The following is a 22,499-nucleotide window of genomic DNA, read 5'->3' as shown; positions in this document are numbered from 1 at the left end:
ACGCACCGCGAAACACGCCGGCGAAACAGCCTGAAGAACCCCTATGACCCAGCCATCTTTCCCGCATTTTTTCAACCTCTACGCGCACCAGTTCGCACGCGTCGCGGTTGCCATTCCGGTCTGCAAAATCGCCGACCCTGTTTTCAATGCCGCGCAGACTGTCGCCCTGGCGCGTCAGGCTGCCGATGCAGGCGCGGTGCTGGTGGCCTTCCCTGAACTGGGCCTGTCCGCCTACACCTGCGACGATCTGTTCCACCAGCGTGCCCTGCTCGATGCCTGCGAAGCCGCACTGGCAACCGTCATCGCTGCATCGACCGATCTGCCGGTCGCCATCATCGTCGGCCTGCCGCTGCGCGTGCAACACCAGCTGTTCAATTGCGCCGCCGTGCTTGCCAATGGTCGCCTATTGGGCGTGGTTCCCAAAAGCTATTTACCTAATTATGGCGAATTTTACGAAAACCGGCAGTTTAGTGCTGCGGAAAATGCGCCTGTCACCGAGATCACCGTGGCTGGCCAGCGCGTGCCGTTCGGCGCCGGCCTGTTATTCGAGCTGGAAAACCAGCCGCTGCTGCGCTTCCACGTCGAAATTTGCGAAGACGTCTGGGTGCCGATTCCACCGTCGTCGTTTGCCGCGCTGGCCGGCGCCACGGTGCTGGTCAACCTGTCCGCGTCGAATGTGTTGGTGGGCAAAAGCGGATATCGGCACCAGTTGGTCGGCCAGCAATCGGCGCGCTGCCTGGCCGCTTACCTGTACACGTCGGCGGGCCGCGGCGAATCGTCGACCGACATGGCGTGGGATGGCCAGGCCATCATCTACGAAAAGGGTGAATTGCTGGCCGAGTCCGAACGCTTTTCGGACGATGCGCACATCGTCTACGCCGACGTCGACCTGGGCCGCTTGTCGCATGAGCGCATGCATACCGGTACGTTCGGCCAGTCGGCACGCCGCCATGCGGCCGAGGTCGCGGCCTTCCGCGTGATTCCCGTGCCGCTGGCGCTGCCACTGACGCGCGACCTGCCCTTGCAGCGCGTGGTAGAGCGCTTCCCGTACGTCCCGGCCGATCAGGCCCGGCGCGACGAGCGCTGCACCGAGGTCTACAACATTCAGGTGCAGGCGCTGGTGCAGCGTCTGTCCTCCAGCAATATTTCAAAAGTCGTCATCGGGGTCTCGGGCGGACTCGACTCGACGCACGCGCTGCTGGTCTGCGCCAAGGCCATGGATCGCTTGAACCTCCCGCGCACGAATATTCTGGCCTACACCATGCCGGGCTTTGCCACCAGCCGCCGCACGCTCGAGCAGGCGCATGCGCTGATGGCGGCGGTCGGTTGCCAGGCAGCTGAGATCGACATTCGCCCGAGCTGCATCCAGATGCTGAAAGACCTGGGCCACCCGTATGCGGCCGGCAAGGAAGAGTACGATATCACCTTCGAAAATGTCCAGGCGGGTGAGCGCACGAATCACCTGTTCCGGCTGGCCAATTTCCATAATGGCATCGTGATCGGCACGGGTGATTTGTCCGAGCTGGCGCTGGGGTGGTGCACCTATGGCGTGGGCGACCACATGTCGCACTACAACGTCAATGCCAGCGTGCCGAAGACGCTGATCAAGCATCTGGTGCGCTGGGTGGCGGACACGGGCGCAATCGGGACGGCCGGTTCGGCCACGCTGCTGGCCGTGCTGGCCACCGAGGTCAGCCCCGAACTGGTGCCGGGCAAAAGTGCCGACAGTGCGCCGGCCCAGATCACGGAAGACGTCATCGGCCCGTACGAGCTGCAGGATTTCACGTTGTACTACATCCTGCGCTATGGCTTTGCGCCGTCGAAGGTGGCGTTCCTGGCCTGGTGCGCGTGGCACGACCGCGAGAACGGCCGCTGGCCGGACAGCGAGGAAATCGCCGTGCACAATGAATACGACCTGGCCGCCATCAAGCGCAACATGAAAATTTTCGTCTGGCGCTTCTTTAAAACCAGCCAATTCAAGCGCAGCTGCGTGCCGAATGCGCCGAAGGTCGGCAATGGCGGCTCTTTGTCGCCGCGCGGCGACTGGCGCGCCCCGAGCGATGCCGAGGCCGTGGTCTGGCTGGCCGACCTGGACAGGGTTCCCGCCGAAGGCCCGGTAAAATAACACCCATTCACCAAGGAGAAATCATGAAACAAATTACCTGTGTCATCAAACCATTCAAGCTCGACGAAGTGCGCGAAGCGCTGGCCGACGTCAACGTCACCGGTTTGACCGTCACCGAAGTGAAAGGTTTCGGCCGCCAGAAGGGGCACACCGAGCTGTACCGCGGCGCCGAATACGTGGTCGACTTCCTGCCGAAAGTAAAAATCGAAGTGGTGGTCGATGACGCCATGGCCGATCAGGTGGTCGACGCCATCATCAAGGCCGCGCGCACCGGCAAGATCGGCGACGGCAAGATTTTCGTGCAGAACGTCGAGCAAGTCATCCGCATCCGTACCGGCGAAACCGGCCCCGAAGCGGTGTAAATCAGTTGTTCAGCGGCCCATGCGGAGGTCGAATTTCCAGGTGATCAGGCGCAGTCCGCTGATGAACAAGGCGCTCGACCAGAGCGCGAAATCGTGCGGGAAACCGTACTGCAGCATGCCAAGGAAGAGCCAGTTGCCGAGGAACGCGCAGATCGCATACGGTTTGCCGTCCCGGAATACCATTGGCACTTCGTTACACACGATGTCGCGCGCGACGCCGCCGAAAATGCCGGTGATCACGCCCATCATCGACGCGATGAACAGCGGCATCTCGGCGTCCAGCGCGGCTGACACACCGGCAATCGAAAACAGTCCCAATCCCACCGCATCGGCAATCACGATCAAGCGTTCGGAGACGATCTGGCGCAGCGTGCGGATCAGCGGCGAGGCCACCAGGGCCAGCACGAAAATCAAAATTGCGTATTCCTGGTGCGTGACCCAGAACAGCGGACGCTTGTCGAGCAGGATGTCGCGCAGCGTGCCGCCGCCGAACGCCGTAATGAACGCCACCGTGAACACGCCCACCAGGTCCATGCGTTTCCGGCGTGCTTCGATAAAGCCGGAAAATGCCCCGACCAGGATCGCCATGATTTCGATGAACGTGATGAGATGCATGCAGGCAGGGTGGAGTAGACGAGGTCGTCAGCCTACCATGCGCCCCGCGCCCTCGTCAGTACATTATTGCGTTGCAGCATACGCGCTGTTGTAGCGCTTCACGCCAGATGGGGCAGGCGCACGGTAAAGATCACCTTGCCTTCTTCATGGCGGTATAGCAGCTCGCCGCGGTGCTCGCGCACGATCTGCTGGGCGATGTAGAGGCCCAACCCCATGCCGGTGCGGTTGCGCGGGTTGTGCAGCGAGGTGCGCTTGAACGGATTGAATAGCGTCGCGACCGAGTCGGATGGAATCGGCGCGCCCCGGTTGACCACGTCGACGAGCGCATGGTGGCCATCGATGTCGGCCCGCACGGCAATCGGCTGGCCTGGCTCGCCGTGGTGGCGCGCATTCGACAGCAGGTTCGACAGTACCTGCGCCATGCGCGCGCTGTCGGCCTGGACGAAGGTCTGCGGCCGGTTATCGAGCTGGTAGGCAATGGCAGGGTAGGCCGTGCGCGCCTCGTCGACCAGGTCTTCCACCACCATCGCCAGATCGATGCGCTCGGTCGCCAGTCCCAGGCCAATGCCGCCGTCGATGCGGCTCATGTCGAGCACCTGGCCGATCAGGCGCTGCATGCGGTTGCTGGACGACTGGATGCGGCGCCCGATGCCGGCCTGCTTGTCGTCCTGTTGATTGGTGCCGCGCTCGAGCACCATGCCCGCCATATTGATCGAGTGGAGCGGGTCGCGCAGATCGTGGCCCAGCATGGCCAGCAGTTGCGCGCGGGTCGACTCGGTCTGGGCGCGCCGTTCGGTGGACACGCGCAGCATTTCGGCCAGCATCAGGCGGGCGTTGGCCAGCACGGTCGGCTCCCACGGCTCGGCATGGCCGACCACGGTTTCGCACCAGGCGTCGAACGAGCCGCGCGGGGTCAGGCGCGCGCCCATCGGGCCGGTCCGCATCCCCTTTTCGGGTTGGCCGGCCCAGATCACGTTTTCGATCTGTTCCTGGCGCAGCATGATGCACCAGCCGCCGCCGGGCGGGTCGAACGGCAGGGCCAGCATGCCAACCCAGCCTTTGATCGTGTCGCGTGCAGACTGCGGCCAGTCGGCCCGCTGTTCGCGCATTTGCAGTTCGTGGCTGCCACCCGGCAGCGAAGCGACGATGGCCTCGGCCACCGGCGCCGGCACAGCGCCGTACACCACCACCTTGCCGTACAGGCTGCACACCATGGCCGCGGCGTGGCCGCTCGCGCGCAAGGCCTCGGCGTGAAGCTGCAACGCTTCGAGCGGATCGTCGTCGAGCAGCATCGACTCGACCAGCGCACTGCGCGCGCTGGCCGCCTGCTGCACCACGTCGGCGTCACGTTTCGATTCGATGCTCTGGATGGTCGACGCCAGTACCTGCGCCAGCACGTCGGCCGCCATGCGGATCGCGTACGGCACCTGCTTCGGGCCATTGTGATGACAGGCAATCAGGCCCCACAGGCGGCCGTTGATGACGATCGACACGCTCATCGATGCGCCCACGCCCATGTTTTGCAGGTATTCGACGTGGATCGGCGACACGCTGCGCAGCACCGCAAAACTCATGTCCAGCGGCGCGCTGGCGGCGGCGCCCAGCAGCGGCACGCTCTGGTAGCCGATGTCGGCGATCACGCGCAGCGTATTGAGAGCGTACAGGCGGCGAGCCTGGGCCGGGATATCGCTGGCGGGGTAGCGCTGACCGAGGTAGGGCGTCAAATCGGCGCGGCGGTCCTCGGCCATCACGTCGCCACTCTCGTCCTGGCGGAAACGGTAAGCCATCACGCGGTCGAAACCGGTCATCTCGCGGATGCGCCTGACGGCAATCTCCAGCAGGCCGGCCACCGTCTTCTGGCGCCGCAAATGGTCGATGGCGCCGTGCGCCCGCACGGCAAACATGGCCACGTCGGTCGCCGGCACGGTGCGGATTTCGAATTCGGCGACGATACGGTAATGGTATGCATGGACGATGCAATCGTATTCGCGCGCGCCCACCGTGATCGAGGCGACGCTGGCGCCGGCTTCGCCGTCAAGCGCCGTGTCGACGCAATCCTGGATCAGTCCCAGCGTTTCGCCCGGCAAGCCCAGTGCAGTAAAAGGCGTACCGATCTGCAGGGTGGAATCGACCAGCGACACCGCGTTCGCGCTCCATCCTTCCAGTAAACCGTTGATGCAAAAATACAACAGCACGCCATGCGGCTGGATCGATCCCGGAATGTGGATGGGTTCGTCCGCACAGGACAGCAGATCGACTTCGCGATCGGACGTGGCGGTGGCCGCGGGGATGACGTTCAATTCAGGCAGTCCTTCGGCAAGCAAGGTTCCGAGGCAGCTGGCTCGATCAGTCGTACTCAGCCGGATATTACAAGTTTTTGGCGGCCGTTGCGCAGTTGACCCGTGCGCAAGTGCATCAGGGCGTGTCGAGCGCCGCTTTGAGGAGGACGATCAAGGCGCCGTGACCGCCGTCGCCCTTGTTGGCAATGCAGAATGCGACCACGTCCTCTTTCTGCACCAGCCAGCTGTGCACCATGCCGCGCAACACCGGCTCGCCGCCGGCCGAGCCGTAGCCCTTTCCGTGAATCACGCGCACGCAGCGCACGCCGCGCCGCACTGCACGGCGCACGAAGTCGCCGACCTGGTCGCGCGCTGCATCGCGCTTCATGCCGTGCAGGTCGAGTTCATCCTGCACCGGCCAGTGGCGCTTGCGCAGCTTGCGCACCACATCGGCGCCCACGCCGGGCCGCGCGTAGGACAGGCTCGGGTCTTCGTCGAGCAGACCGTCGACGTCAAAACCGTCGGATAGTGGCTGCGCCAGCGACTCGCGCATGACGGCGGCATTGTCTTCGGCTTCGGTGCGGTATTTGGGCGGCAGTTCGCGCCCGACGATGACCGGTGGTGCAGGGTGGACGTAGCGGTTCGACTCAGGCAACTTACGCACGCCGCCGAGCGAACCCTTGAAGACATTGGCCTCCGCTTTGGCCACGCGCTCGCGTTCGAGCCGCTCGGCCGTTTCGCGCGCGCGCGTTTCCTGGTCAAGCTTGAGCTGGTCGCGCAAGCCTTTCAGTTCGCCAAAGTCTTTCAACCCCATGGTCAGTCGTCCAATGCTTCCAGGTAGCGCTGGGCATCGAGCGCGGCCATGCAGCCGGTGCCGGAGCTGGTGATCGCCTGGCGGTAGATGTGATCCTGCACGTCGCCGGCGGCAAACACGCCCGGGATGTTGGTGGCGGTGGCCATGCCTTCCAGACCGGTGCGGGTTTTAATATAGCCGTTGTGCATGTCGAGCTGGCCTTCGAAGATGCCGGTGTTCGGCTTGTGGCCGATGGCCACGAACAGGCCGTGCACATTCAATGGCTTGATGGTGCCGTCGATGGTCGATTTCAGACGCAGGCCAGTGACGCCGCCGTTGTCGCCCACCACTTCGTCGAGCGTCTGGTTATATTCCAGCACAATCTTGCCCTCGGCCGCTTTATGTTTCAGGCGGTCGATCAGGATCGGCTCGGCGCGGAACTTGTCGCGGCGGTGGATCAGCGTGACCTTGTTGGCGATGTTCGACAGGTACAGCGCTTCTTCGACTGCGGTATTGCCGCCGCCGACCACTGCCACTTCCTGGTTGCGATAGAAAAAGCCATCGCAGGTGGCGCAGGCCGACACGCCGCGGCCCATGAATTCTTCTTCCGATGGCAGGCCGAGATACTGGGCCGACGCACCGGTGGCGATGATCAGTGCGTCGCAGGTGAATTCGTGGCTGTCGCCCACCAGGCGGATCGGCTTCTCGTTCAGGTAAGTCGTGTGGATGTGGTCGAACACGATTTCGGTATTGAAGCGCTCCGCGTGCTGCAGCAGGCGCGCCATCAGTTCCGGGCCTTGCACCCCGAGCGGATCGCCGGGCCAGTTCTCGACGTCGGTGGTGGTCATCAACTGACCGCCTTGCTCGATCCCGGTGACCAGCATCGGGCTCAGGTTGGCACGGGCAGCATAGACGGCGGCGCTGTAGCCGGCAGGCCCGGAACCGAGGATCAGGACTTTGGCGTGTTTGGTAGTGGTCATCGAGGCGACTTCTGAAAAGAAATGATGGAAAGAAACTGGGGTCAATTTGGGCAAGATCAAGCCCATATTCGCGATGGCGAATTATAGACGAAGGCGCGCGGGAGCATGAATCATGGGGCCGGTCGCCCAAGATGGCTTAGAATGTGACATCTTGTATCTACTGTGTTTATTTACAGTTCGATCACGGTACTATTGGCCGCGTTTGCCGTTGTATTTACTTTCAAGTTACATTCCAGTTTCACGACGTCTCGACGCATGACCAAACCTAAGCAAGCTGCCAGCAACACCTACACCCGCAACCCGGCCGCACCGCGCCAGCCGTTGCCGAATCGTCTCGTGCGTCTGCTCAACGAAGCGCGTTGGATCGCGTTTTGCTTTGCGTTCCTGTACTTCGTGATGATTCTGCTCAGTTATCACAAGGCTGACCCCGGCTGGTCGCACGAAAGCCTGGTGCCGCGCGTGGCCAACCTGGGCGGACGCGCCGGCGCCTGGCTTGCCGATCTGCTGCTGTTCATCTTCGGCTTTTCCGCCTGGTGGTGGTGCATCTGCTTCGGGCTGCTGGTCTGGCGCGGCTACCGGCGCCTGAGTGACAAATTTTTCACCGAGCGCGATACCGACCTGCCGCACCAGCACGAGTCTGCCATCCGCTGGACCGGTTACGCGATGATGTTCACTGGCAGCGTCGGCCTCGAATACCTGCGCATGTGGTCGCTGCGCGTGGAACTGCCGCGCGCGCCGGGCGGCGTGCTGGGCCAGTTGATTGGCCATGCCACCAACGTCGCCTTCGGGTTTACCGGCGCCACCTTGCTGCTGCTGCTGGTGTTCGGCATCGGTTTCTCGCTGTTCTTCCAGGTTTCGTGGCTGGCCGTGGCCGAGCGCATCGGTGCTGCCGTCGACGTGAGCCTTGACTGGTTTCGCCTGCGCATTGAAGACCGCGAAGACCGCCGCCAGGGCGAAGCTGCCGCGGTGCTGCGCGACGAGGTGCTGGTGCAGGAGCGCGCCAAGTTCGTCGAAAAACATGCGCCGGTCCCATTGCCCAAGGCCGAACCGCGCCTGATGGATGACGATGAAGACGCCTACAGCGCGCCGGTAAAACCGGTGGCCCTGGCCAAGGCGCCCGAGCCGGCGTTTGCGGCGGCGTCGCCGTTCAAGTTCGAAGCGCCCGGCACGGTGCAGAAGTCGGACCGTGTCGAGAAGGAAAAGCAGGCCACGCTGTTCCGCGACTTGCCGGGCGACTCGAAATTGCCGCCTTTATCCCTGCTCGACGAAGCGGCCGCGTTCCAGGAAACCGTCTCGGTCGAGACGCTGGAATTCACCAGCCGCCTGATCGAAAAGAAACTGTCCGACTTCGGCGTCGAAGCCAAGGTCGTGGCCGCTTACCCGGGCCCGGTGGTGACGCGCTACGAAATCGAGCCGGCCACGGGTGTCAAAGGCAGCCAGATCGTCGGCCTGGCGCGCGACCTGGCCCGCTCGCTGTCGCTCACCTCGATCCGTGTCGTGGAAACCATTCCTGGCAAAAATTACATGGCGCTGGAGTTGCCAAACGCCAAGCGCCAGATCGTGCGCCTGACCGAAATCGTCGGCTCCAAAGTCTACAACGACAGCGCCTCCAACCTCACCATTGCGCTGGGCAAGGACATCGCCGGCAAGGCAGTCGTCGCCGACCTGGCCAAGATGCCGCACTTGCTGGTGGCCGGTACCACCGGTTCCGGTAAATCGGTGGGCATCAACGCGACCATTTTGTCGCTGCTCTATAAATCCGATCCGGCCGATGTGCGGCTGATCCTGATCGACCCGAAAATGCTGGAGATGTCGGTCTACGAAGGCATCCCGCACTTGCTCGCGCCGGTGGTCACCGACATGCGCCAGGCCGGGCACGCGTTGAACTGGGCCGTCAACGAGATGGAGCGTCGCTACAAGCTCATGAGTAAGCTCGGCGTGCGGAATCTGGCCGGCTACAACGTCAAAATTGCTGAAGCGAAGAAGCGCGAAGAACACATCCCGAATCCGTTCTCGCTGACGCCCGATGCACCGGAGCCTCTTGAAAAATTGCCAACCATCGTCATTATCATTGATGAGCTGGCCGATTTGATGATGGTGGTCGGTAAAAAGGTCGAGGAATTGATTGCCCGTATCGCCCAGAAAGCCCGTGCCGCCGGCCTGCACCTGATCCTGGCAACGCAGCGCCCATCGGTCGACGTGATTACCGGCCTGATCAAGGCGAATATCCCGACCCGGATCGCGTTCCAGGTTTCGTCCAAGATCGACTCGCGCACCATTCTCGACCAGATGGGCGCCGAAGCGCTGCTGGGCATGGGTGACATGCTGTACATGCCGCCTGGCACCGGTCTGCCGGTGCGCGTGCACGGCGCGTTCGTGTCCGACGAAGAGGTGCACCGGGTGGTGAATCACCTGAAATTGCTGGGCGAGCCAAACTACATTGAAGGCATCCTCGAGGGCGGCACGCTGGAAGAGGGCGGCGCCGAAGGGGGCGCACCGGCCGGCGAGGGCGGTGGCGAAGCCGATGCGCTGTACGACCAGGCCGTGGCCGTGGTACTGAAAAACCGCCGCGCCTCGATCTCGCTGGTGCAGCGTCACTTGCGCATCGGCTACAACCGTGCGGCGCGCTTGCTGGAACAAATGGAAAACAGTGGTGTGGTCTCGAGCATGCAATCGAACGGCAACCGGGACATCCTGGTGCCTGCCAACGCCAATACAGAATAGGAATAACCATGCAATTCAAAAATAAGATGAGCCTGTTCGCGGGCGCCGCCTTGATCGCCCTGGCGGGCGCCGCCCAGGCCAGCGCGCTGGAGCAATTCAAGACCTTTGTGTCCGGCACCAAGTCGGCGCGCGGCGAATTCACGCAGCAGCAAGTGCGCAGCACGCCCGGCAAGGTCGCACCTGTATCAACTGGCACCTTCGTCTTCGCCCGCCCGGGTAAATTCGTCTGGACCTACCAGAAGCCGTACGAGCAATTGCTGCAGGCCGATGGCGACATGCTGTACGTCTTCGACAAGGATTTAAATCAGGTCACCACGCGCAAGCTTGGCAACGCGCTCGGTTCGTCGCCGGCCGCCATCCTGTTCGGCAGCAACGACCTCGAAAAGAATTTCACGCTGTCGGAAGCAGGTACGCGCGAGGGCCTGGAGTGGCTCGATGCCAAGCCGAAGAACAAGGACACCTCGTTCGAGCAGATCAGCATCGGCCTGAAAAACGGCGTGCCGGAAGCGATGGATTTGAAGGATGCGTTCGGCCAGACCTCGAAGCTGCGCTTTACCAATTTCCAGAGAAATCCGACCCTGGCGGCCAACTTCTTCAAATTCGAGGTGCCGAAGGGCGCCGACGTCTCTGCCCAATAGTGCAAAACTGAAGGCAAGCCATGGATGACCTGTTCAAGAACGAGCCGGCTGCGCCGCTGGCCGAAGCGCTGCGTCCGCGCACCATTGATGAAGTGATCGGCCAGAGCCACCTGCTCGGTGCCGGCAAGCCGCTGAACCTGGTGTTCAAATCCGGCAAGCCGCATTCCATGATTCTTTGGGGCCCGCCCGGCGTCGGCAAGACCACGCTGGCGCGCCTGACGGCCAACGCCTTCGACTGCGAATTCATCGCGCTGTCGGCGGTGCTGTCGGGCGTCAAGGATATCCGCGCATCGATCGAGCAGGCCGAGCACCACCTGGCCAGTGGCAAGCACACGATTCTCTTCATCGACGAGATTCACAGGTTTAACAAATCGCAGCAGGATGCCTTGCTGCCCTTCGTTGAATCGGGGCTGGTGACGCTGATCGGCGCGACCACCGAGAATCCTTCCTTCGAAGTCAACTCGGCGCTGCTGTCGCGCGCGCAGGTGTACGTGTTGAAAGCCTTGACCGACGCCGAACTGCTGTTGTTGCTCAAGCGTGCCCAGGAGCGCGTGCTGCAGCACCTGCAATTCGACGACGTCGCCATTGCCACGCTGATCGGGTACGCCGACGGCGATGCGCGCCGCTTCCTCAATCTGCTCGAGCAGACCAAGACATCGGCCGAGACGTCGGGCCTCACGCGCATCACCGGCGAATTCGTCGACAATGCGTTGACCCTGAATTCGCGCCGCTTCGACAAGGGCGGTGACAATTTCTATGACCAGATTTCGGCCCTGCACAAATCCGTGCGCGGCTCGCATCCGGACGCGGCGCTGTACTGGCTGTGCCGCATGCTCGACGGCGGCGCCGACCCGCAGTACATGCTGCGCCGCATCGTGCGCATGGCCTGGGAAGACATCGGCATCGCCGACCCGCGCGCGATCCAGATCGCCAACGATGCGGCCGCGACGTATGAGCGGCTGGGGTCGCCGGAAGGGGAGCTGGCGCTCGGCCAGGCCGTCATCTACCTGGCCATGGCAGCGAAGAGCAATGCCGGCTACAACGCCTACAACCGCGCCGTCGCCTTCGTCAAAAAAGACAAGTCGCGCGAGGTGCCGGTGCACTTGCGCAATGCGCCAACCAAGCTCATGAAAGAGCTCGGCTATGGCCACGAATACCGCTACGCGCACGACGAGCCGAATGCTTACGCCGCTGGCGAAACCTATTTACCAGAGGGTATGGAAGAACCCGGCTGGTACGAGCCGGTACCGCGCGGGATCGAGGTCAAAATCGCCGAAAAGCTGGCGTGGCTGCGCAGCCTGGACGCCGACGCCAGTGCTAACTGAGCCTTATTGCGGCTAAAGCTCCTGCAAGATTGATCCATTCCGCATTTCTTGCAATCCAGGGCCGGTTTTGTGCACTTCGTCGCAAGTCGATGGCGTCATGCGGGTCCGGTGGGTAAAGTTCAACCATGCCAAGACGACTTGGCACCCTTGAAACCCACTGGAGAAACATCATGAAAGTTCGTAAAAACATCGAAGGCCTGTTCCTCGTCGCTGCTGCTGTCGGCATCTTTGGCAGCTACGCCTCCGCTGAAACCATCGTCGCACCGGCGCCAATGATGGCTGCCACCACCAAAGCGGTCGCCGTCGCCGCACCAGCCATTCCGACCGTTATCGTGGTCGGCCACCGGCTGACTGCTGCAGAGCGCGCCAACCTGGGTTAATTCCCAGGTTGTGAGGGCGGTAAGGATGACCGCTAAAACTCGCATTGATCGATAGTCGGCTTGGTACAATTGCGCTTTATACATTCAGCGCTGGCCCCGACAATATGATAGACATCCAACTCCTCCGCAAGGACATCGCCAACGTCGCAGAGCGCCTCGCGACCCGCAAGTTCCAGCTCGACGTGGCAGGTTTCAACGCCATCGAAGCCGAACGCAAAGCGATCCAAATGCGTACCGAAGAGCTGCAAAGCAAGCGCAACGCGCTGTCGAAACAGATCGGCATGCTCAAGGGCAAAGGCGAAGACACCAGCGCCGTGATGGCGGAAGTGGCTGGCCTGGGCGACGAGCTCAAAACCAACGAAACCGCCTTGAGTGCGGTACAAGAAAAAATCGCGACCTTCCTCGAATCGGTCCCGAACCTGCCGCATCCATCGGTGCCGGTCGGTACCGACGAATCGGGCAACGTCGAAGTGCGCAAGAGCGGCACGCCCCCAAGCTTCGATTTCGAAGTCAAGGACCACGTCGACATCGGCGGCCCGCTGGGCCTGGATTTCGAAGTGGCCACCAAATTGACGGGCACGCGCTTCTCGGTCATGAAGGGCGGCATCGCCCGTCTGCACCGCGCGCTGGCCCAGTACATGCTCAACACGCACACCGACCAGCACGGCTACACCGAGTGCTACACGCCGTATATGGTCAACGCCGATTCGCTGCGCGGCACCGGCCAGTTGCCGAAGTTTGAAGCCGATTTATTCTCGGTAAAAAAAGGCGGCGTCGAGGGCGAGGGCGAGACCTTCTACCTGATCCCGACGTCGGAAGTCACGCTGACAAATATCGTGCGCGCCGAGATCCTTCCGCTGGAAAGCCTGCCGGTCAAAATGACGGCGCACACCCCATGCTTCCGCTCGGAAGCCGGCAGCTACGGCCGCGACACGCGCGGCATGATCCGTCAGCACCAGTTCGATAAAGTCGAGATGGTGCAGGTGGTGCATCCCGACACATCGTATGACGCGCTCGAGCAGATGGTCGGCCACGCCGAAGCGATCCTGCAGGGGCTGGGCTTGCCGTACCGCGTGATGGCATTGTGCACCGGCGACATGGGTTTTGGCGCCACCAAGACCTACGACCTGGAAGTGTGGCTCCCGGCGCAAAACACCTACCGTGAGATTTCGTCATTGTCGAACTGCGAAGCGTTCCAGTCGCGCCGCATGCAGGCGCGCTTCCGCAATCCGGCCGGCAAACCGGAACTGGTGCACACGCTCAACGGCTCGGGTCTTGCCGTGGGACGCACGCTGGTGGCGGTGCTGGAGAACTATCAGCATGCTGACGGCAGTGTGACGATCCCGGAAGTGTTGCGTCCGTACATGGGTGGTTTGACGACGCTGACGCCTGCCTCGGCGTAATGCCGATCTGGTACGCATAAAAATTTGCGTATCTTTACAGATTAGCTCTTCCGTTTTTACATGCGAGCCGCTATAATTTTGTTCTCTTGCAGCGGGGCACAAGAAATACAAGCCCTGCAGCAGAATTCGAGACCACCCTTGTGCCAGAGTAGCGGCCGAGTGCGAACACAGAACACCGGAGAGGTGGCAGAGTGGTCGAATGTACCTGACTCGAAATCAGGCGTACGTTAAATCGTACCGTGGGTTCGAATCCCACCCTCTCCGCCAGAAGCAGAAAAAAAGCCACCCTCGGGTGGCTTTTTTTTTGCTGGCGGCGGAGAGGAGGGGGCCACCTGCGTGGCCCCCGCGTGGGATTCGAAGGGCTGGGCGTACTACGCCCAGCCCTCTCCGAATCGCCCATCTGCTGTGCGCCATGCGCACAGCCCGCGCGCCGTGGGCGCGCGTTCGTACCTCTGATCAGGCTTTACCCAAGCAAGCCACGCAACAAATCACCGAGCAGTGCAGCTACCACCCGTTTATTTTGAATCAGGCAAACTGACATCCCGTAAAACACCCCCATACCCCGCGTACAAATTCGCAGGCGGGAGCAATCCATCGGCACGCAGTCGTTGATGCACCTTGCCCAGATTGTAGAAGGGCATGCGGACAAAAAGATGGTGCTCAATATGGTAGTGAATGGCGTGCGGGCCGAACAGAAACGTTTGCCATGACGGGCGAATAATCGTCCTGGCATTGCGGCTTTGGTCGTCGCCTTCTGTCAGCCCGGCGTGTTCCATGATGGCCCTGATGCGACCAAAGAGCGGCAGCAAGGTCACCGATGGAAGCGTCCAGAGGGCCAGGTACAACCAGGCATGTCCGCACAGCGCAAGCACAGCGAGGAGCAAGCCATTGCTGGTCAACATCGTGCCAACTTCCCAAACCTTGGCGCTGCGCGATTTGGGTACACCGGGCATGATCCCGCGATAGTCGCCGCGCATGAACTTGAATGCGCTGACAAGATAGGCAATGCCGAGTACAGCACCGAGCAGCCGGAAAACCAGCCTGCGGCGCGAAATTGGATAGTCGATAATGTCGAACACGACCGCCACGGGATCGTCACTGCGCATAGGCAGAAGATGATGTTGCACGTGTCCTGCACGATACGTCTTGAGTGACAGGCACAAAGGCCCGGCCGCGCAAGCCTGGCCGACGGCATCGTTCAGCCATTGCGATGGTAACAAAGTGCCATGCGCACTTTCGTGCATCACGACCGCCAACGCCAGCTGAGTACGTGCGACGATCACCGCCGCCGCCAGGTAGGTAATCGGATAGGGCCACAGTATAGCGCTTGCGAATGCCGCGGCTATCAGGCACCAATCTGCCGCCAGGGCAGTCATCGCGCGCCATGGCTGGATGCGAAACAGTCCGGCGTCCGGGATGAACCCGAGCAAACCTGCGTTGCTGCCGCCACTTGCTTTATGCGCGACCATGTGACACCTCTGCCTGTTGCCATTTTTCGGCGACGATCGCGCACAGTCCTGCCAGCAGCAAACCGGCGACCACATCGACCAGGGTGTGCTGCTTGAGAGTGAGGGTGGACAGGCAAATCAGCGAACCGGTTGTGCCGATCAACCATCGATAGCGGGTCAGCCAGGCCATCCGGCAAACCAGGCAAGTGACGCTGACGTGCAGGCTGGGCAGACCATTTGACGGCAGGTCGACTTCCCACAAGCGCGTGATCCGCTGGCGTAGAAAGCTATTGGCGATGGATGTCGGGTCGGGACGCGGAACGATTTCGGGGAATAGCTGAAAGCATCCGATGCTCACCATGAACGCCACGACGACGGCGACTTTGAACGTGTCGAATGCCTGTTCATGCGCGTAGGCCGACACTGCAATGACGAATGGGAAAAACAGGACGTAAATTGCCCATGTCAGCGGCATGAACGGAATGGCCAGATCAGCCGGTGTGACAAAGCTGTACCGCGGCACGACCGTGCGTTGAACGATCACAAAAATTGCCAGCCCCACCAGCATGCCCATGAATGCGCTCCCGGCCTGTCGGTTGTGCCTGCGCTCCGCCAGCAGGGCGCGAAATTTCACGATTGAATACATCATGTTTGCACCCCGCACAGTGCCAGCAGGCGCACGGTCCACGCATCGACACGCGCTTGCGCCTGTAGCCGCCCCGAGGATACTGCGGTCGGTGCCGGCACCATACGTCGCAGCGTGCTGGCAGCCTGCCGGACCTGGCAGCGGAAATCATGCGCCTCACCGCGCCAGGTCACGGTCTGGTGGGCAATACCCAACGCCGTCGCGCGCTTGGCATTGCTGGCCTGCTCGGGCTGTTCGGTGAGCACCAGTATGATAGGGCGGCCGTACACGACAGCGATCGAGAGCGCCGCCATTCCCGGCGCGGACACGATCACTTCGGCATGTGCGGCTCGGCTGGCCCAGTTCGGATCGACACCAACCCAACCGTCGTTGCCGGCGTATCCTTCGCCGACGCAATACGCAGCCAGGCCCGCATCGGCGATTCCCTCGCACAGCGCATGCGCCAGATTGGTATCGCTGAAATGGGGGTTGAGATAGATCGCAGCACTGTTCAAACCGTCGGCAGGCGGCGGTCCGGCAACCTGCACGGGCGTCGGGAGAGAACAGTCGCGTCCCTTTGCGTGATCGCTGATGGCATAGCTGAAATCGTGCTCGAGGCGCGCCCGCGCTGCATCGATTTGCCAGCCAACGACATGCCTGAACAGATGACTGAACAGGCGTCGTTTGGTACCGTCAAAATTGCCGAGCACTGCTTCCCGCAGGCTTCCTCCATACACGTGCACGACCTTGCGGCGCGCGACCGGCAGGATTCCCATGAACAGCGCGGCAGGATGAAATGAGTCGTTGACCAGAATATCCTTGCCACGCAGGGTGCGCCGCAGGCGCAGGAGATCGCGCAGCATCCTGGCTGGATGCACCATGTAATGCAGAACGTTGCGATTCGATGCGCCACGCAGCATGTTCTGGCGCGTGTCGAATTGCATTGCGTAGTGATGCGACAGGATGCTGGCCTCGATGCCGAAACCTGCCAGGAAGCGCTGGCCCGCATCCGAGGTGGTTATCACATCCACCTGCGCACCTGCCTGGCGCAACGCATGCACCAGTAACTGCGCCCGCATCAAATGGCCGCGCGCGTCCGCCGTTGCAAGGTACACGATACGCGGTGTCATCTGGCACCCCCGTCGGGCCAGGCGCGCCCAATCAGGCCGGCGACATACAAGGCCAGCGCGCCGCTGATACCGAAGGCCGCCTCGATTTTCCGGACCTCGGCAAGCAGGGTAGCAAGGCTTGCCATCTCGTGCGGCGCGACCAGTCGCTGCAGGGTATGCGCACAGAGGCGCACGTGCCGATTTTCATCTGCCAGTATCGTGGCAAACAGCGCGTGCAGTGCGTGTGCGGAGCCAATCGTTTCGCAGTGACGGTGCAGGATGCGCGCAGCCATCTGCTCGGCGCACATTGTCGTTGCATACGCTGGCACCAGGGCGCCGTGTGCGAAGCAATGTGCGTGTTGATTTGCCAGTTGATGCCAGCGTGCCAGCTTGCGGCGGCTCAGCCCTGGCGGCGTCAGGGCGGAGCGAGAGCGGCCTCCCTTGGCGTCCAGGGCGGCGCCGAATAGCGTCGTGTGGATTTGTTCTTCGGCCAGATGCTGCCTGATCTGGCGCGCCAGCCAGCCCGGCGGCTTCTGGCGCAGTTGCTCGCGCAGGATCCCCAGGGAGGCCTCCTCGGCATCGAGGTACATGCGTAGCAACAACCGTTCGCCGCTTGCACTGGCATGCAGATGACGAATGGCTGCACGCTTGATGCGGTCGACCAGCCTGGCCTGCAAGGCGGTGAAGCCACGTGCTTCGGACCGCGTGAAGGCGGGATTGGCCAGACTGTCATGCGCCGCTGACGCTGGCCCGCTGCAAGGCGTGACACTCATGACCGTGGTGGTTTCGGCGCCGCGGAAGAAGCCGCAGTAGCCTGGCCTGCCAGGGTGCGCTGCCACGCCAGAATCATGCCCATGAAGCTCTCTTGCATGAATGCGTGACCGGATGCGGCTGCGCCGTCAAATGGCGCTTCCTGGTCATTCAGACGCAGGTAGCCTTTGCCGTCGCGTGCACCGAATGTCAGCTTGTCGTGGTCCTTGAAGCCAACTTCGCGCAGTGTTTGCAGAGCAGGGTGCGCATCGAGTCCGAACAGGAACAGTTCGCGCTGCACCACCCAGCGTGGAATGCGGTCGCTCAGTGCTTCAAGTTCGATCGCCCAATTGCCGTTGTTGAAAGTGCGCGCAAGGTCGCCGGCTGATGCAGGATTGCTCGATGTGAAACCAGCCCGGAGCACCGATGTCGAGAACTTGCCCAACCCGAGCGCAACCGTAATATTGTCGTTTGCCGCATTGACGGCGCTGGTGGAACGAACCGACACGAACGCCCGCGCAAGGCGCTTTCTCAGCGATGGATCTGCAAACATTTTATGTGCACGCTCCGGCGTCAGCAGCACGCGCGTCTGCGCGCCTTCCCGTGCGACGATCTGATAGGGATCGATGGACACGCTCGAAAAATTTCCTCGCACCGGTGCGTGGATGTAGCTATCCACATCCCATTTTTTTCCTGCGCGCCGCAGCAAGACGTGCAGGCTCAACGGCACCCGCTGGCCCTCTTCGGACACACCGCTTCCGTGAATGAGCACGTCGCCGACCACTGCCTCTTTTTCCTGCGTGGCGCCGGTCGAGAAGACAATCGTGTGATTCTCCGCATTGACCCCGACCCGCGTGTCAGGCCGGTCAATTGCAATGCGGTTGCATTCTGTATGCGTCGTATCGAGACCGCCTGGCGGACACCCGCTGGCGGAGGTGAAATGAAACACACCGCGCCCGGCGAATTCGACCGGCGCAGCGCCGACGGTCACGCCATGGAGCATCAGAGCAGCAAGTGCAAGGCGCGAGGCCAGTATGCCAAGTTGATTTGTTTTCATGGTGGAGACTCGACTTTCATGGGTTGAGCAAACAGGGTTATTGGCGGTGGTAGGACAGTGCTTCGAGCTTGCGGTCTGCCGGCGGCTGCGCCAGGGCGACAAGCGCGCGGGTGATAGCGCCGAATGTATCGATTGACGACATGGCGAGCAGCACGGCCGCTGCCGCTGGACGCTGTAAGCCGCGCAGGGGCGGCAAGTCTTGCCGGTTCAGTGCCCGCACGCTGTAGAAGAGGCGCGCGGCCATCACGCACAGGGGACCGATCGGGCCGCTGCGCGCCAGCCATTGGAGTGCGCCAGGCAGGCATGTGCGCACCAGGTAAGGCGTGAGGCTGACGCTGTCTTCGCCGCGCATCCAGCGTAGTTTGAACAGTTCCCGCCGCGTGTCGGGAAGCCGATGTTCGGTATGCGCACGCGCTGCGAAGTGGATACCGATGCCGGCAGCCTGAAGCCGCATTCCCATCACCTGGCAATGGGCGCGGTAGACGCCGGGGAGCGCCTGATAGCGGTACGCGTCGAACACCTCGCGACGAAAGGCGACATTGTTCGCATAGAAGTTACATGTCGCGCCAGTCCGCAACGTTCCCGGAAAATACATGAAGTCGATGGACGTCAGGGCCACGCCCAGGACGCTTGCTGAATAGCTTGTGCGGCCTGCAACGGCGACGGGTGCGCTTGGCGCGGCTTCGGCAAACGGCAACAGGAGCTGCGCCAGCCAGTCTGCGGCGGGGGTGCAGTCTGCATCGCAGAATGCCACGTAATCGCAACGCAGCGGATCTACCCGGTCGAAGCCGAGATTTTTGGCGTCGTAGTAGCTGTCTTGAGGATCGATGGCGACGAAGTCGACTGGCCGGCCTGCAAGTTTCGTGATCTCTGTGCAAGCCTCCTGTTCCAGGCCGTCGTGCGTGATGATCCACTGCGCCAAACACTGCGGCGCCAATGTCTGCATGCCGAGACGGGTTACCAGTCGTTTGAGGCTGGCCAGCGCCTGGCCGGCATCACTCCCGCCACGCAGATTATTGGTTTCCATTATCAAGGCTGTTTTTGCTGCGACCCGGTCGATGTTGTCAGTCGCTTTTTCTCTTGTGCGCATCTGCAATTCCCCTTCGTCGAATGAATTCAATAAAGTTATTTCGCTCATGTGAAGCAGGCTTTTTCCTGTGGCTGGTGAGGGCGTTCTCTCCTGGCTGGCGGCAGGTCAACTATTCAGAGTGAGCCAATCAGTTTTGCTCCGCATGCGGTGCTGTCGTTGGCGTAGGCGTAGGCGCGTCCGTTATGTCGGGCGCCGGCCCCATCGGGCTTGATCGGAAAGTTGCCCTTGCATTTGGGGCAGAACGTCATATCGCCCGCAAGTGCGGCATCGCGTCCCATGACCCGCGTGCCGGATGAGGCAGAGATGACCGTTCCGCCGTGGTCGGTCTTGTCGTTCAGCCGAACGACTGCACGTCCTTCATGCTTCATTTTTATGGCCTCTCAATTGCTGGGTTTTAGGGGACATTCCTGGCGACGGTGTTACACCAAATTGGGCGATGCATCGTCGAGCAAGTGCCACGACAATTCACATTTATCCAGCGACAACAGCCATTCGGACCTCGGATCGGGGAAGGACTGGCCCGACGTTATCCATGCCTGGCGCCATGGCTGATTGACGGCGTGCCGCAGAGGGTGATCGACCGACAGCCACGGTTGCCAAGTGCCGGTCACAGGACCTGGTTCTTTGGGATCGCATGACAAGCGCGGTTCCAGCGGCACGACTTCGCGCGACAGTCGGACCGCAGCCCGCAGCCCGCGGTGCAACGGCGGAGTGGTCAGACGGTATGGTGAGCATGCGTTCCCGTACGACATTGCGTATCGTTCCGTAAGTGCTCACCGTAGTGGGACAAGGCAGCAGGTCAAATGCATCGCCTGTTGCGTACAAGCCTAATGCGAGGCTGGCAAGATGCCGTTCCCGGCGCGGTTCTTCGTAGTGGTGCGCTTCCGTGTCCCAATAGTCGGTCACGGAGTTCAGTCTCATGACGTAGCCGACCATGTTGCCATGGCGATGTCGACCCCCACGCAGTCCATCAGGTGCCAGGTAATGTCCGTGGCCGGCACATCGAGCATCCACGCCAGCTGGGGATTCGGGAAGCACTGGCCCGCAACGACCCAGGTTTGCCGCCAATACTGGTTGATCGTGTTTTGCTCAGGATGCTCGGCGTGCACCCAGGGTTGCCAGATGCCAGTGACCGGACAACGCTCGCTGGCGGCGCACGCCGTGGGTTTCGCAGGCGGCGCGACAAGACGCGTACGTTTGCTGTCGACCGGAGGAGAAATTGTTCCCTGATCGTGCCGTACAGTGCGCCAATTGCGCCACTGCAAACCAGGACCACCATCGGTGGCCCTGGTTTGACGCCGCTTATCTACGCGCTCGAAACGCTCGCCGACTTGATACAGTCCTGGCCCGATTGTTTTGCCCGCGCTGTCCTGGTAGGGCTTGTTTTCTTCAATGACGGGTTGCCAGTAGCCGGTGAATGGTGCTGTCGCATCATCAGTGATGTCGTCAGTCGGCATCAGGCGATATTCGGGAGCCAGGAAAAAGCGTCCCTTGCGTTCCGAAGAGGTGGTCGGTGAGCGGGGCGCGGATGGCGGATGGCTGACGCCGCGTGCGGCGTCGAGCAGGGTGTCGCGATCGCCGTTCCAGGGGGGGAGGTCGGCGGGTGGCAATGGGATAATCTTGTCGAGATTCGGGAAACGTCGCTCAGGGTCGAAGTCGAGAGCGCGACTTAATATTCTGTAGCGTTCTGTACGGGCCTCGTCGAGAAACGGCGCTATTTTTTTCAATGGGTTAAGTGGGTGAGAAAATTCGATCCATAATCTTGCGGCACATTTCTGGCATCCAAGTTTCACGCCTTCGTGTAAAACATTTAGCGCACGGGAAAGATCAGTTTTTGTAGCAGCGCCTCCGGCGGGTATGCTATATATAAGGCCCAATTCAAAAGCAGCGTTTCTGTCACCTTTGGAGTATGCGCACTCCAGCATCTGTATTCCAACCGCAATATTCGCCCATCCTGCTGCGTTGGGCTGGTCTTCTCTATACTGCAGTTTTTCACCGAGGAAAGTTAAAGCTTCCGGACTTCCCATTTGTGCGGCGCGTTGCCAAAATGCGTATGCCCGCGTGGCATCCGCATTCACACCCGTGCCATTCATGTAGTAAGTCCCCATGCGATCATAAGCGTTCGGAATGCCGATTTTCATTGCGTTCTCGACCAGTTGAACCGCATCTTCTACGCCATGATTTTTATCCTTCCCTTCAAGATACAAGCTAGCCAGATTCAGCATCGCTTTCCAATGGTTGCGTTCAGCAGACTGGCGAGTAAGCGCGACAATTTTGTTGTAGTCGCGGTCGTCCACGAATATCTGCGCACTTTCCAGTTCCCGAGCCTGCTGAAACCATCTGTCTGCTTCCGCGTCCAAAGCAAAAATCTTTTCCGGCATGCATGTAAAGGTTGGTGTATGTGGATCAAAGAGCGGCAATTCTTCATTTCGGCCTACATTGTTGTTAGGGGCGGTTTTCATATTGCATCCCGATAAGTAAAGTACAAGTGAGAATGTTAATAACCGAGCGAATGGATTGAATAAAATTATCGCTAAAGGTTTTTTCATGCTCATCCTTGACGTACCGTCGATTTTCGATCGTCGGCAAGGGAGAAAATAAAGCCTAGCGTGGCCTCTTTTCCAACCTTCTTTATTTGGTTATTATTTTTCATTAGACTTGTCCAATAGTCAAAAGTATTGGCAATTTGACCTGGCGTTCCTTCGCCTCCGTTGCTAATTGTCAAGACCCGCTTGGTTATAGACGCGTTTAACGAATAATTCTGGCTTTTTATCGTGCCAGTTTTTCAGTGCCTGG

The 22,499-nt window shown here is 61.1% G+C and carries 19 protein-coding genes and 1 tRNA gene; 8 read left to right on the top strand and 12 right to left on the bottom strand.

The features are described 5' to 3' along the window. Window positions 1–43 precede the first annotated feature (43 nt). On the top strand, window positions 44–2,125 hold the full coding sequence (locus V6M87_RS15365; protein ID WP_332877521.1) for an NAD(+) synthase: 2,082 nt from the start codon (window positions 44–46) through the stop codon (window positions 2,123–2,125). A 23-nt stretch (window positions 2,126–2,148) separates the two neighbouring features. Then, entirely contained in the window at window positions 2,149–2,487 is a 339-nt protein-coding gene (locus V6M87_RS15360; protein ID WP_332877520.1) for a P-II family nitrogen regulator, read from the top strand. Window positions 2,488–2,496: 9 nt separating this feature from the next. Here V6M87_RS15360 and V6M87_RS15355 read toward each other — a convergent pair whose 3' ends face one another. The 4 genes from V6M87_RS15355 to trxB all read right to left on the bottom strand — a co-directional run bounded on the left by V6M87_RS15355 (window position 2,497) and on the right by trxB (window position 7,154). After that, window positions 2,497–3,102, bottom strand: a complete 606-nt coding sequence (locus tag V6M87_RS15355) for a trimeric intracellular cation channel family protein (protein ID WP_332877519.1) — start codon at window positions 3,100–3,102, stop codon at window positions 2,497–2,499. Window positions 3,103–3,200: 98 nt separating this feature from the next. Next, a complete protein-coding gene (locus V6M87_RS15350) occupies window positions 3,201–5,402 on the bottom strand; it encodes an ATP-binding protein (protein WP_332877518.1) in 2,202 nt (733 codons plus the stop codon). A 115-nt stretch (window positions 5,403–5,517) separates the two neighbouring features. After that, window positions 5,518–6,195 (bottom strand): Smr/MutS family protein, encoded by a 678-nt coding sequence (locus V6M87_RS15345; protein ID WP_332877517.1) that lies wholly within the window; start codon window positions 6,193–6,195, stop codon window positions 5,518–5,520. A gap of 2 nt (window positions 6,196–6,197) precedes the next feature. After that, the gene (trxB, locus tag V6M87_RS15340; protein WP_332877516.1) at window positions 6,198–7,154 is read right to left on the bottom strand and encodes a thioredoxin-disulfide reductase; all 957 of its coding nucleotides are present in this window, start codon (window positions 7,152–7,154) and stop codon (window positions 6,198–6,200) included. Window positions 7,155–7,409: 255 nt separating this feature from the next. Here trxB and V6M87_RS15335 point away from each other — a divergent pair, with 255 nt between their 5' ends. The 6 genes from V6M87_RS15335 to V6M87_RS15310 all read left to right on the top strand — a co-directional run bounded on the left by V6M87_RS15335 (window position 7,410) and on the right by V6M87_RS15310 (window position 13,891). Next, entirely contained in the window at window positions 7,410–9,878 is a 2,469-nt protein-coding gene (locus V6M87_RS15335) for a DNA translocase FtsK (RefSeq protein ID WP_332877515.1), read from the top strand. An 8-nt stretch (window positions 9,879–9,886) separates the two neighbouring features. Beyond that, the gene (gene lolA, locus V6M87_RS15330; protein WP_332877514.1) at window positions 9,887–10,516 is read left to right on the top strand and encodes an outer membrane lipoprotein chaperone LolA; all 630 of its coding nucleotides are present in this window, start codon (window positions 9,887–9,889) and stop codon (window positions 10,514–10,516) included. A gap of 20 nt (window positions 10,517–10,536) precedes the next feature. Then, window positions 10,537–11,841 (top strand): replication-associated recombination protein A, encoded by a 1,305-nt coding sequence (locus V6M87_RS15325; RefSeq protein WP_332877513.1) that lies wholly within the window; start codon window positions 10,537–10,539, stop codon window positions 11,839–11,841. A gap of 170 nt (window positions 11,842–12,011) precedes the next feature. Further along, window positions 12,012–12,221 carry a hypothetical protein gene (locus tag V6M87_RS15320; protein WP_332877512.1) on the top strand — a complete coding sequence of 70 codons (210 nt, stop codon included), beginning with the start codon at window positions 12,012–12,014 and terminating at the stop codon, window positions 12,219–12,221. A 104-nt stretch (window positions 12,222–12,325) separates the two neighbouring features. Next, window positions 12,326–13,624 carry a serine--tRNA ligase gene (gene serS, locus V6M87_RS15315; RefSeq protein ID WP_332877511.1) on the top strand — a complete coding sequence of 433 codons (1,299 nt, stop codon included), beginning with the start codon at window positions 12,326–12,328 and terminating at the stop codon, window positions 13,622–13,624. A 177-nt stretch (window positions 13,625–13,801) separates the two neighbouring features. Beyond that, window positions 13,802–13,891 (top strand) — tRNA-Ser (locus V6M87_RS15310). A 248-nt stretch (window positions 13,892–14,139) separates the two neighbouring features. Here the strand turns inward: V6M87_RS15310 and V6M87_RS15305 are convergent. The 8 genes from V6M87_RS15305 to V6M87_RS27270 all read right to left on the bottom strand — a co-directional run bounded on the left by V6M87_RS15305 (window position 14,140) and on the right by V6M87_RS27270 (window position 21,628). After that, a complete protein-coding gene (locus V6M87_RS15305) occupies window positions 14,140–15,093 on the bottom strand; it encodes a fatty acid desaturase family protein (RefSeq protein ID WP_332877510.1) in 954 nt (317 codons plus the stop codon). Continuing rightward, window positions 15,080–15,721 (bottom strand): phosphatase PAP2 family protein, encoded by a 642-nt coding sequence (locus tag V6M87_RS15300; RefSeq protein WP_332877509.1) that lies wholly within the window; start codon window positions 15,719–15,721, stop codon window positions 15,080–15,082. Before V6M87_RS15300 ends, V6M87_RS15305 begins: the two co-directional genes overlap by 14 nt. Beyond that, a complete protein-coding gene (locus V6M87_RS15295; RefSeq protein WP_332877508.1) occupies window positions 15,718–16,827 on the bottom strand; it encodes a hypothetical protein in 1,110 nt (369 codons plus the stop codon). The genes V6M87_RS15300 and V6M87_RS15295 overlap by 4 nt, the downstream gene beginning before the upstream one ends. Beyond that, window positions 16,824–17,645: a hypothetical protein gene (locus V6M87_RS15290; protein ID WP_332877507.1), complete on the bottom strand. Its 822-nt coding sequence runs from the start codon at window positions 17,643–17,645 to the stop codon at window positions 16,824–16,826. The genes V6M87_RS15295 and V6M87_RS15290 overlap by 4 nt, the downstream gene beginning before the upstream one ends. Beyond that, a complete protein-coding gene (locus tag V6M87_RS15285; RefSeq protein ID WP_332877506.1) occupies window positions 17,576–18,613 on the bottom strand; it encodes a hypothetical protein in 1,038 nt (345 codons plus the stop codon). Before V6M87_RS15285 ends, V6M87_RS15290 begins: the two co-directional genes overlap by 70 nt. A gap of 37 nt (window positions 18,614–18,650) precedes the next feature. Then, window positions 18,651–19,751 (bottom strand): glycosyltransferase, encoded by a 1,101-nt coding sequence (locus V6M87_RS15280; protein ID WP_332877505.1) that lies wholly within the window; start codon window positions 19,749–19,751, stop codon window positions 18,651–18,653. A gap of 65 nt (window positions 19,752–19,816) precedes the next feature. Next, a complete protein-coding gene (locus tag V6M87_RS15275) occupies window positions 19,817–20,071 on the bottom strand; it encodes a PAAR domain-containing protein (RefSeq protein WP_332877504.1) in 255 nt (84 codons plus the stop codon). A gap of 549 nt (window positions 20,072–20,620) precedes the next feature. Next, window positions 20,621–21,628 carry a DUF6396 domain-containing protein gene (locus V6M87_RS27270; protein WP_442920601.1) on the bottom strand — a complete coding sequence of 336 codons (1,008 nt, stop codon included), beginning with the start codon at window positions 21,626–21,628 and terminating at the stop codon, window positions 20,621–20,623. Window positions 21,629–22,499: the final 871 nt, after the last annotated feature.

This window comes from Massilia sp. S19_KUP03_FR1 (assembly GCF_036688685.1).
GTDB lineage: Bacteria > Pseudomonadota > Gammaproteobacteria > Burkholderiales > Burkholderiaceae_D > JALYUM01.
The sequence above is the reverse complement of the archived record's forward strand: the minus strand, read 5'-3'. Positions and strand labels throughout refer to the sequence as shown.

Bases quoted from the DNA above. Each gene is read 5' to 3' on its own strand.
- V6M87_RS15280 (WP_332877505.1), bottom strand. From the start codon at position 19,751: ATGAGCGAAATAACTTTATTGAATTCATTCGACGAAGGGGAATTGCAG.
- lolA (WP_332877514.1), top strand. From the start codon at position 9,887: ATGCAATTCAAAAATAAGATGAGCCTGTTCGCGGGCGCCGCCTTGATC.
- V6M87_RS15300 (WP_332877509.1), bottom strand. From the start codon at position 15,721: ATGATGTATTCAATCGTGAAATTTCGCGCCCTGCTGGCGGAGCGCAGG.
- serS (WP_332877511.1), top strand. From the start codon at position 12,326: ATGATAGACATCCAACTCCTCCGCAAGGACATCGCCAACGTCGCAGAG.
- V6M87_RS15320 (WP_332877512.1), top strand. From the start codon at position 12,012: ATGAAAGTTCGTAAAAACATCGAAGGCCTGTTCCTCGTCGCTGCTGCT.
- V6M87_RS15295 (WP_332877508.1), bottom strand. From the start codon at position 16,827: ATGACACCGCGTATCGTGTACCTTGCAACGGCGGACGCGCGCGGCCAT.
- V6M87_RS15275 (WP_332877504.1), bottom strand. From the start codon at position 20,071: ATGAAGCATGAAGGACGTGCAGTCGTTCGGCTGAACGACAAGACCGAC.
- V6M87_RS27270 (WP_442920601.1), bottom strand. From the start codon at position 21,628: ATGCTGGAGTGCGCATACTCCAAAGGTGACAGAAACGCTGCTTTTGAA.
- V6M87_RS15305 (WP_332877510.1), bottom strand. From the start codon at position 15,093: ATGGTCGCGCATAAAGCAAGTGGCGGCAGCAACGCAGGTTTGCTCGGG.
- V6M87_RS15335 (WP_332877515.1), top strand. From the start codon at position 7,410: ATGACCAAACCTAAGCAAGCTGCCAGCAACACCTACACCCGCAACCCG.
- V6M87_RS15360 (WP_332877520.1), top strand. From the start codon at position 2,149: ATGAAACAAATTACCTGTGTCATCAAACCATTCAAGCTCGACGAAGTG.
- V6M87_RS15285 (WP_332877506.1), bottom strand. From the start codon at position 18,613: ATGAAAACAAATCAACTTGGCATACTGGCCTCGCGCCTTGCACTTGCT.
- V6M87_RS15325 (WP_332877513.1), top strand. From the start codon at position 10,537: ATGGATGACCTGTTCAAGAACGAGCCGGCTGCGCCGCTGGCCGAAGCG.
- V6M87_RS15345 (WP_332877517.1), bottom strand. From the start codon at position 6,195: ATGGGGTTGAAAGACTTTGGCGAACTGAAAGGCTTGCGCGACCAGCTC.
- V6M87_RS15365 (WP_332877521.1), top strand. From the start codon at position 44: ATGACCCAGCCATCTTTCCCGCATTTTTTCAACCTCTACGCGCACCAG.
- trxB (WP_332877516.1), bottom strand. From the start codon at position 7,154: ATGACCACTACCAAACACGCCAAAGTCCTGATCCTCGGTTCCGGGCCT.
- V6M87_RS15355 (WP_332877519.1), bottom strand. From the start codon at position 3,102: ATGCATCTCATCACGTTCATCGAAATCATGGCGATCCTGGTCGGGGCA.